The sequence below is a fragment of the Campylobacter concisus genome, assembly GCF_902460625.1.
Classification (GTDB): Bacteria; Campylobacterota; Campylobacteria; order Campylobacterales; family Campylobacteraceae; genus Campylobacter_A; species Campylobacter_A concisus_AD.
On sequence record NZ_CABPUT010000002.1, the window covers coordinates 339986 to 349248 of the forward strand.

Genomic DNA, 9263 nt, shown 5'->3' on the forward strand with positions numbered 1-9263 from the left:
GATGATGAGTGAGTTTTTGAGCGAAGTTTTTACCCTTTCACTTTTGTTTATAATTATTGGCTTTTATGCCATTTATAGGGCCAAAAAGGCACAAAGCGAGCATGAGAAAAATGTGGCCAGTTATGATAAAAACTTGCTAAATTTTATCAAAATTTTAGGTGTTCAAAATCACATAGATCTAGTTAAATTTGATGAAATTTTGGCTGAAGCCTTAAAAGAAAAACTAATTTTTAACTTTAATAAATCCACCTCACAAGAGGAATTTATCTCTTTTATAAAAGATGAAAATTTTAAAACCAAACCCCAAATTTCACAAAATCATATCGATGAAGCCTTTTTAAATCTTTGCGCAAGCTCACTTGCAGAGCCACTAAAGCTTGCGATACTAAAAAACGAAGATCAAATTTATGGATTTTTGTTTGAAAAAGAGCAGCTTTTTGCTCTTATTGATAGCGCTGCACTGCTTGGCGAAAATATTATAATTTGCGAGTAAATCAAGTAAAATTCATCTCTTTTTAGATAAAATCAAGCCAAATTTCAACTATAAGGTAAAAAATGGCAAAAGAAAAAGATAGTGACAAAAAGATAGCTATCCCAGAGAGTGAAGCGGACAAGAAAAAGGCGCTCGAGCTTGCGCTAAAGCAGATCGATAAAGCTTTTGGTAAAGGCACGCTTTTAAGACTTGGCGACAAAGAGGTTGAGGCGATCGAGTCGATACCGACTGGCTCGCTAGGACTTGACCTAGCTCTTGGCATAGGCGGTGTTCCAAAAGGCAGGATCATTGAGATCTACGGACCAGAGAGCTCTGGTAAGACCACGCTCACGCTTCACATCATAGCTGAAGCGCAAAAAGCTGGCGGAATTTGTGCATTTGTCGATGCAGAGCACGCATTAGACGTAAAATACGCTTCAAATTTAGGCGTAAATACCGACAACCTTTACGTCTCTCAGCCAGACTTTGGCGAGCAGGCACTTGAGATAGTTGAGACACTCGCAAGAAGCGGTGCGATAGATCTTATCGTAGTTGATAGCGTCGCTGCTCTTACTCCAAAGAGCGAGATAGACGGCGATATGGGCGATCAGCACGTTGGCTTGCAAGCTAGGCTTATGAGCCAGGCGCTTAGAAAGCTAACTGGAATTTTAAGCAAGATGAAGACGACTGTTATCTTCATCAACCAAATTCGTATGAAGATCGGTATGATGGGATATGGCACGCCAGAGACCACAACTGGCGGTAATGCGCTTAAATTTTACTCATCTGTAAGGATCGATGTCAGAAAGATAGCCACACTTAAACAAAACGACGAGCCTATCGGCAACCGCACAAAAGCAAAAGTCGTTAAAAATAAGGTTGCGCCTCCATTTAAAGTGGCTGAATTTGACATCATGTTTGGCGAGGGTGTGAGCAAAGAGGGCGAGATCATCGACTATGGCGTAAAGCTTGACATCATCGACAAATCAGGTGCGTGGTTTAGCTACAAGGCCGAAAAACTGGGTCAAGGCAGAGAAAACGCCAAAGCCTACTTAAAAGAGCACCCAGAAATTTCTGATGAGATAGTAGCGGCGATAAAAGGCTCAATGGGGATTGATCACCTAATAAGTAGCGGCGCAAAAGACGAAGACGACGACACAAACGAAGCAGGAGATGAATAATGGTATTTATTGAAGATGTAGAAGCTCACGAGGTTTTAGACAGCAGAGGCAACCCAACAGTTCGTGCGACAGTTAGACTAAGTGATGGAACCGAGGCAAGCGCGATTGTGCCAAGTGGCGCGAGCACAGGCAAGCGTGAAGCGCTCGAGCTTCGTGACAAAGACGAGAGATACGCTGGCAAGGGCGTTTTAAAAGCTGTTTCAAACGTAAATGAAAAGATCGCAGAGGCAGTTATAGGCCTTGATGCTTACAACCAAAAGGCAGTCGATGCGGAGATGCTTGAGCTTGATGGCACGCACAACTACTCAAATTTAGGCGCAAACGCAGTCCTTGGCGTATCTATGGCAGTAGCTCGCGCAGCTGCAAAGAGCCTAAATATCCCGCTTTATCGCTACCTTGGCGGTGCAAACGCCAGCATCTTGCCAGTGCCGATGTTTAACATAATAAATGGCGGCGCACACGCAAACAACAGCGTTGATTTTCAAGAATTTATGATCATGCCATTTGGTTTTAGCACATTTAGCGAGGCGCTAAGAGCTGCAACTGAAATTTATCACAAGCTAAAATCTATCCTAAACGCAGCTGGACACAGCACGGCTGTCGGCGATGAGGGTGGCTTTGCTCCAAATTTAAAAGATAACGAAGAGCCGCTAAAGCTCATCTCACAAGCTGTAAAAGAGGCTGGATATGAGCTAGGCAGCCAGATAAAACTAGCACTTGACGTCGCTTCAAGCGAGCTTTATAAAGACGGCAAATACGAGCTTGAGGGCAAGAAATTTAGCAGCGACGAGCTTATTAGCTACTATGAAAAACTTTGCGAAAAATATCCGATATTTTCTATCGAAGATGGCCTTAGCGAGGACGACTGGAGCGGCTGGGCTGAGCTTACAAAAAGGCTTGGCAGCAAAGTTCAGCTAGTTGGCGACGATCTTTTTGTCACAAATGAGAAAATTTTACGCGAAGGTATCGAGAAAAAGATCGCAAATGCAATCTTAATCAAGCCAAATCAAATAGGCTCAGTCACACAAACTATGCAAACTGTCCGCCTTGCTCAAAGAAACGGATATCGCTGCATAATGAGCCATAGAAGCGGCGAGAGCGAAGATGCGTTTATCGCTGACTTTGCAGTCGCACTAAACACTGGCGAGATAAAGACAGGTGCTACTTCAAGAAGCGAGCGTAACGCAAAATACAACCGCTTGCTTGAGATCGAACTTGAGGCTGGAGAGTTTTTGGGGGATAATATTTGAGCGAAATTTTAGACGAATATGGCAACACCGATGGCATATTTCATAAAATTTTAAAATATATTAGACCAACATTACGCTACGTCATAGCCACCATTTGTGTGGCTATGTTTGCTTTTTATGTAGGCAATATGATGTTTGGCAAACGCTCACTTGATGTTATGTTAAGCCTTCAGAGTAAAAAAGATAGACTTAGCGAGGACGTGGAAATTTTAAAAAAAATGAACGCGCGCCTGCAAAAAGATTATTTTGAATTACAAGGCCTTGAGCCAGACTTTAATAAAAAGTAGGAATGATGAAAAAATTTTGGTTAGTTTTATCTATATTTGCAGCAAGCGTCTTTGCTAGAGAGAACCCATTTATGCCTATTAGCGAGCTAAATACAAGCGTTATGACAACAAATATCATAGAAAAATTTGATAGCTTTGATTCTCTTTCGTTTAAATTTCCAAGTGATGCGGCACTTTTACTAGATGTCACCATAAAATATAGAGCAAATGACGGCACCATAAAGGAAAAAAGACTAGCTGATATAAATAAAACTATCGATTACAGCGATGAATTTGCTTTAAATAAGGTAAAAAATCCAGAACCAGTTGTGGCAAAAAAGCTAGATGTTTCGGTCACAATGGCAAATATGCCTAGCCAAAAAGTAAGCACTCCTGTGATAATAGAAAAAAATGAAACTAAAATTTCAAATAAAGATAGAAATAAAACTTCAGATATGCCAACTCCAAATGTTGTAGTGATCGATCTTAGCACAGATAAAGCAAAAGAAACTAACATAAAACCTGAACAAAAGGTGGTCGAGATAAAGATTGAGCCTAGTACAAAACCCGTTGATAGTGTCAAAAATGGAAAAGATGTTAAATTTCTAGGTTTTATAAGCTTTCTAGCCAACGACAAAGAGCTAAAAATCGCTACAAAAGCTAAAAATTTAAAGCATTTTGCTTATGAGAAAAATAAGATCGTTCTTGACTTTGCAAGGCCACCAAGAAGCTTTAAAACCAAGAGCTTAAAACTTGAAAATGAACATTTTAAAAATGTGATCATAGGTTGGCACGATAGATATTTCAGAGTGGTTTTAGAACTTGATAAGATGCATAAATATAAGCTTGAAGCCGCTGAAAATGGATATTTGCTTAAGCTTTTATAGTTGAATTTTAAAAAGAGTAGATTTTATAAAATTTCAAATATAATACTTTTCAAAATAAAAATTTAAGGTTATTGGTTTGAAATACCCGCTTGATTGTAAAGATAATTTTGAAAACTCATTTATATTTTGGCTCACTCGCTACGTCAAATTTAAACTTAGCTCACTTTCGAATAAAGAGCTTCGAGATCCAAAGGCACTTGCAAGTGTGAATTACGCTCTAAGCCGTGAGGTAAAGAACATTGATCAGCTTGATGGTTTGGTAAAAAGTGCGAGAAATGCAGGGCTTACTGGTATAAATACCTACTTTAATCCACTTAAAAAAATATATGAAACGATGAAATTTTACGAGCTTAGCAGCCTAAAGCAGATCGATGAAGAGCTACTAAGCGAAATACTAGCTAGCACGACTGGCGGACTAAGCGATGCTAGTAAGAAAAATTACCGCATCTCAGTAATAAATTTCTTTGCGTTTTTAGACAAACAAAACGAAGAGGATGGCAAGGCCCATGTTTTTGATATAAATTTAAAAAACTGGGGCGGAGTGAGTGGCAACAAAGGGCAAAAGTTACCTGAGTTTATGGGTGAAGATGAGGTCAAAAAATTTCTAGATGCGATCGAAGAAAGTGACTTTAAGCAAAACTCAAATCGCAATAAGCTCATAATAAAAACGATAATTTTTACTGGCATTCGTGTGAGCGAGGCTCTAAATTTAAAGCGAAAAGACATCACTGAAGATGGCGATCTTTTTATCATTAGGATCCGAGGCAAAGGCAACAAATACCGCATCGTTATGATAAAACGTCACCTCATAGAAGCTCATCTAAATGCGATCGCAATAAACTACATCAATAAAGAAGGCTATCTTTTCATCAATAAAAAAGGCACCAGGCTTACGCAGGCTTATGTTAGCCGCATAGTTGAGCAAATTTTATTTAAAGCTGGCATCAGAAAAGAGAAAAATGGTGCTCACATGCTACGCCACACCTTTGCAACGATGCTTTACAAAAAGCAAAAAGACCTTGTTTTGGTGCAAGAAGCTCTAGGTCATGCAAGCCTAAATACCTCAAGAATTTACACGCATTTTGATAGTGATAAGCTGAGACTTGCCGCAAAGGTAGCTGAGGATCTAGCAAACTAGAGCGCTTAAAGCCAAAGCAAACTAGCAATACTAAATTTAACTCATGTAAAATTTAAAACATTAAATTTAACTATGAAACCCTATAAATATATGAGGAAATTTTGGCTTGCAAGCAGCCCAAAGGTTTGCTCTGTATCTAAATTTACAATCCGCTAGTCAAAAGCCCTTATAAAAAATAAAATTTGGCAAGCAAATTTTACTCTACTCACCAAATTTATATCAAACTAGCTGATTTTCCTTATCTTTGCAGGAAGTGCTTGTCTAGCGCAAGTGCCAACCAACCAGTCATTTAAACTAAATTCGCCATTTCTTTTTGGATCAAGAAGTCCAAGCTTATTATGATTGACCCCTTTTTCTAAATTTGCGATCCCAAAAGCTGGCTTTCCATCGACGATGTGCGTTCTTATACCAAACTCATCATGGCCAAATCCATGCTCTATGCTGATAACCCCGCTAGCAACGCCGTCAGTCACAAATGCCTCGCCAACTTGTGCGCCATAAGGCGTAGTCACTTTAACCTTATCGCCTGAGCGAATGCCTTGCTCGCTAGCCACATCTGTCGATACCCTTATGAAATTCTTAGGATGAACAGATCTTAGCCTTGGACTAACAAATGTGTAGAAGTGTTGGATATTTGACTTTCTTGAGCTCACTGTATATTTCCACTCAGAGCGTGGGAAAAATTTCTCAAGCGGCGTGCCGTCACTTGCTACTGGCAGCATTAGACTTGGCACTCCTGGCATAAATTCGCCTGTTATTGAGTGTCTATGCCCACCAAGTGGCTCATAGTAGATAGAAGCTGGCATAGGCGCTGGCACTTTTACGGTTGCTTTATCGCCCTTGTAAGCACTCTCGTAGCTATCGTATCTGCCGCCTTTTGCTAGTATGTGCGCTACTTTTGGCTTCTCTTCGTCTTTTAGATAAGGATCAAGTTTTGTCATCACTCTTGATATCTTACTAAGCTTTTTGTCCTCGTCGCTTATATCTTTCACACCCTCGCCATCAAAGGCTAAATTTGCTAGTGCAGCCGCATAATACTGCTCTTTTACGTCAAGATCCATGAAATTTCCGTCTTTGTCTTTGAAGGCATTTTTGCCAAAGCCTTTTAGTCCAAGCCTCTTTGCTACGGCTATATAAAATGCCTCAACGTCGATCGCGCCGCCGTTTTTATCCTTTGCCTGCTTTGAGCTAACGGCTGGATAGCGCACGACTGAAGTTTTAGCGATCGTTCCCCAAAGAGAGTTTGGAAGTGCCCAGTTTTCTAAATTTACCCCATCTGGCACGATGTAGTCAGCATAGGCGTTTGTCTCGTTCATAAAGGCGTCTATCCCCACAAAAAGTGGTAATTTTTTACTATCTTTTAGTACGTCTAAAACCGCTCTTTCAAGTCCTGCTTGGCCGTAAAGTACGTTTGTCATGTAGTTTATGAAAACTTTTACTTTGTATGGATAGCCAGCCTTGTGGCTTGTAAGCGTTTCGTTTACAAGTGGCATAGAGATAGGATACCATGGCTGAGTTGATGGATAGCCGCTGCCGCCAGCTGCTACTTTGCGCTTATACTCAGAGCTTGTTTCGTAGTATTTGCCTGATCTTGATAAATTTAGACCATTTGGCTTATAAGCGCCCTCAAAGCTCTCAAGGTCATATCTGCCCTTTAAAAACTCGTGTGTGCCGGCACTTGCATTGACGTTGCCACCTTTGTAGCCATAAGTGCCCATTAGCGTGTTTAGACAAAGTATCGCAAAAGTAGTCATACCAGCTTGAGTATGCATCATACCGCCATGCACGTTTGTGCTCACCTGTCTGCCATTTTTGGTGAAATTTTCACAAAGCCAGATGATATCTTCAACGCTTACACCACAAATTTTTGAGTACTCCTCTAAGCTATGCTTATAAGCTGACTCTTTTAAAAGCTGCATTGAGCTTTTTACCTCGACCTTTTTGCCGTCTATTAAAATTTTACCTTTGTAGTAGAGCTTGGCTGGTTCATTTACCTTGTAGCTTTGTATCTTGCCATCTTGTGAGCAAACCTGCCATTCATTGTTGATAAGTGCAAATTTACCATAGTCTTTGTGGTCTTTTTCGGTGATGACTAGATGCGTGGCATTACACCAGTGTATCTCGCCTGCTAGCTTTGCCTGGTCTAAATTTGGCTGAATAAGGTAGTTTGTAGCGTATTTTTCATTTTCTATGATCCAGCGTATCATAGCCATAGCTAGAGCTGAGTCGGTGCCTGGCTTTATCGCTATCCAGCGGCCTTTGTCCGAAGAGGCGTATTTTACAGCATTTGTAACGCTTGGATCGACCACTGCATAGGTAAAGTCATCTCTCGTGCCTCTTGCATAAGAGAGCATTTTTGCCTGTTTTTGGAAAGGGTTGCCACCATTTGACGGCGAAGTGCCCCAGTAGATAACAAATTTAGAGTTTTCATAGTCTGGTTTTGTATGTGCAAAGCCCTTTGCGTTGTGTGCGATCTTACCACCGACCCTAAAGCCACCACCACAAATTCCGCCGTGCGAGTAGTGATTTATAGTGCCAAATGACTTTTTGACAAAGCGATCAACGATGTCAGAGCGCCCATCATATAGATAAAAACTTAAAAATTGATTGCGTTTGGTGCCGTACTCTGGGTTTTCGCTATCAATTAGCTCGTCGCTATATATCGCTCTTAGCCCGTCCACGTGCCCCTCACCAAAGAGATCTCCTCCCTCTACGACCTCTTCTACTAGCTGTTCAAAGCTTATGCTCTTCCACTTTCCCTCACCCCTTTTACCAACTCTCTTTAGTGGCGTTAGTATCCTTGCAGGTGAGTCTATCATCTCAGGCAATATCGCTCCTCTAGCGCAAACTGTGGCTCGCTTTTCGTCTTCGCCACTTAGTGTTGTGGCAAGAAGTGCGTCATTTATCGATGTGTCAAAATTTGCCCAGTGTACGTTTGAAAGTGGGTGGTATGGGTTGCCGCTACATCTTAAAACGCGGTCGTTTTTGTCGTCCACATGAAGTCTTATGCCACACTTCGTCGTACAGCCATGGCACATCGAAAAAATAACGCTATGTCCATCACTAAGTGAAATTTTGCCGTTTTTTACTCGAAATTCAGGCTCTAGTGAGTTTGCCTGCGGTTTATAGTCGTCCTTATCTTCATCTGCCAGCATAGCACTCGTGGTTAGTGTTGAGAGCACGGCTGATCTTTTTAAAAATTCTCTTCTTTGCATTATTTATTTCCTTTTACTGTGCTATCTCTTCGCTCCAGCTGATAACCTTTTTATATCCATTATCAAGCTCGAGTTTCTTATCGTTTTTAGCCAAAATTTTGCTAACGCCGTGGTAGAACACCTGTGGATTTGTATTTTTAGGGCTATCTATAACCATAGTCTCATGTGTGGCTAGAAATTTTCTAATATTTGAGTTAGGATCATTAAGATCGCCTATTATACGGCTACCGCCCACACAGCTCTCTACACATGCTGGCTGAAGCCCTGCTCTTAGTCTGTGATCACAAAAGGTACATTTATCGGCCTTGTAGGTATGCAGGCTAAGATATCTTGCGTGATATGGACAGGCCTCTACGCAAAGCGCACAGCCTATGCACTCTTTTGTATCAATCTTTACTATGCCATTACTTCTTTGATGGCTAGCACCAGTTGGACAAACGCTAATACAGGCTGGATTGTTGCAGTGGTTGCAAAGCCTTGGAAGTGACGCAATGACTGCCATTTTACCGCTCTTATCTCTTGCCTCGTACTCGGAAACAATGGTTCTAAAAGCGCCTGGTTGAACGTCGTTTTCCAACATACAGCTCATAGTACATGACTGACATCCAACACATCTTGTTAGATCTATCGCCATGCCGTAGCGAACATTACTACCGCTAAAGTCCTTTGGTGCAGCCTTTAGTGCGGTCGTAGCAAAAAATAATCCTGCAGCTGCAATGAAGCTGCGACGAGAATTTAAGGTCTGTTGCATAAAAAATTCTCCTTTCTTTTTAGAATTTTTTCTTATTTTAACATAGTAAATATTTTTTCTAAAGTTTATTTTATATTTTTGCAAAATGTATTAAATTTTGAGA

General features: G+C 40.8%; 8 protein-coding genes. 6 read left to right on the top strand and 2 right to left on the bottom strand.

Translation table 11 applies throughout. The annotated features are described in order from the left end of the window. Positions 1-4: 4 nt before the first annotated feature. The 6 genes from F3G69_RS02070 to F3G69_RS02095 all read left to right on the top strand — a co-directional run bounded on the left by F3G69_RS02070 (position 5) and on the right by F3G69_RS02095 (position 5194). On the top strand, positions 5-493 hold the full coding sequence (locus F3G69_RS02070) for an addiction module antitoxin (protein WP_149714258.1): 489 nt from the start codon (positions 5-7) through the stop codon (positions 491-493). A gap of 62 nt (positions 494-555) precedes the next feature. Then, on the top strand, positions 556-1653 hold the full coding sequence (gene recA, locus F3G69_RS02075) for a recombinase RecA (RefSeq protein ID WP_002940852.1): 1098 nt from the start codon (positions 556-558) through the stop codon (positions 1651-1653). Then, a complete protein-coding gene (eno, locus tag F3G69_RS02080) occupies positions 1653-2903 on the top strand; it encodes a phosphopyruvate hydratase (protein ID WP_103565812.1) in 1251 nt (416 codons plus the stop codon). Before recA ends, eno begins: the two co-directional genes overlap by 1 nt. After that, positions 2900-3190 (top strand): hypothetical protein, encoded by a 291-nt coding sequence (locus F3G69_RS02085; RefSeq protein WP_054197225.1) that lies wholly within the window; start codon positions 2900-2902, stop codon positions 3188-3190. The genes eno and F3G69_RS02085 overlap by 4 nt, the downstream gene beginning before the upstream one ends. A gap of 5 nt (positions 3191-3195) precedes the next feature. Beyond that, the gene (locus tag F3G69_RS02090) at positions 3196-4056 is read left to right on the top strand and encodes an AMIN domain-containing protein (protein WP_103599866.1); all 861 of its coding nucleotides are present in this window, start codon (positions 3196-3198) and stop codon (positions 4054-4056) included. A 76-nt stretch (positions 4057-4132) separates the two neighbouring features. Next, the gene (locus F3G69_RS02095) at positions 4133-5194 is read left to right on the top strand and encodes a tyrosine-type recombinase/integrase (protein WP_103579428.1); all 1062 of its coding nucleotides are present in this window, start codon (positions 4133-4135) and stop codon (positions 5192-5194) included. Between the two features lie 224 nt (positions 5195-5418). On the opposite strand, the gene F3G69_RS02100 is transcribed toward F3G69_RS02095, so the two are convergent. Both F3G69_RS02100 and F3G69_RS02105 read right to left on the bottom strand, forming a co-directional pair. Further along, a complete protein-coding gene (locus tag F3G69_RS02100; RefSeq protein WP_149714259.1) occupies positions 5419-8409 on the bottom strand; it encodes a molybdopterin-dependent oxidoreductase in 2991 nt (996 codons plus the stop codon). 13 nt (positions 8410-8422) lie between these two features. Then, entirely contained in the window at positions 8423-9160 is a 738-nt protein-coding gene (locus tag F3G69_RS02105; RefSeq protein ID WP_149714260.1) for a 4Fe-4S dicluster domain-containing protein, read from the bottom strand. Positions 9161-9263 lie beyond the last annotated feature (103 nt).

Bases quoted from the DNA above. Each gene is read 5' to 3' on its own strand.
- F3G69_RS02070 (WP_149714258.1), top strand. From the start codon at position 5: ATGAGTGAGTTTTTGAGCGAAGTTTTTACCCTTTCACTTTTGTTTATA.
- recA (WP_002940852.1), top strand. From the start codon at position 556: ATGGCAAAAGAAAAAGATAGTGACAAAAAGATAGCTATCCCAGAGAGT.
- eno (WP_103565812.1), top strand. From the start codon at position 1,653: ATGGTATTTATTGAAGATGTAGAAGCTCACGAGGTTTTAGACAGCAGA.
- F3G69_RS02090 (WP_103599866.1), top strand. From the start codon at position 3,196: ATGAAAAAATTTTGGTTAGTTTTATCTATATTTGCAGCAAGCGTCTTT.
- F3G69_RS02100 (WP_149714259.1), bottom strand. From the start codon at position 8,409: ATGCAAAGAAGAGAATTTTTAAAAAGATCAGCCGTGCTCTCAACACTA.
- F3G69_RS02105 (WP_149714260.1), bottom strand. From the start codon at position 9,160: ATGCAACAGACCTTAAATTCTCGTCGCAGCTTCATTGCAGCTGCAGGA.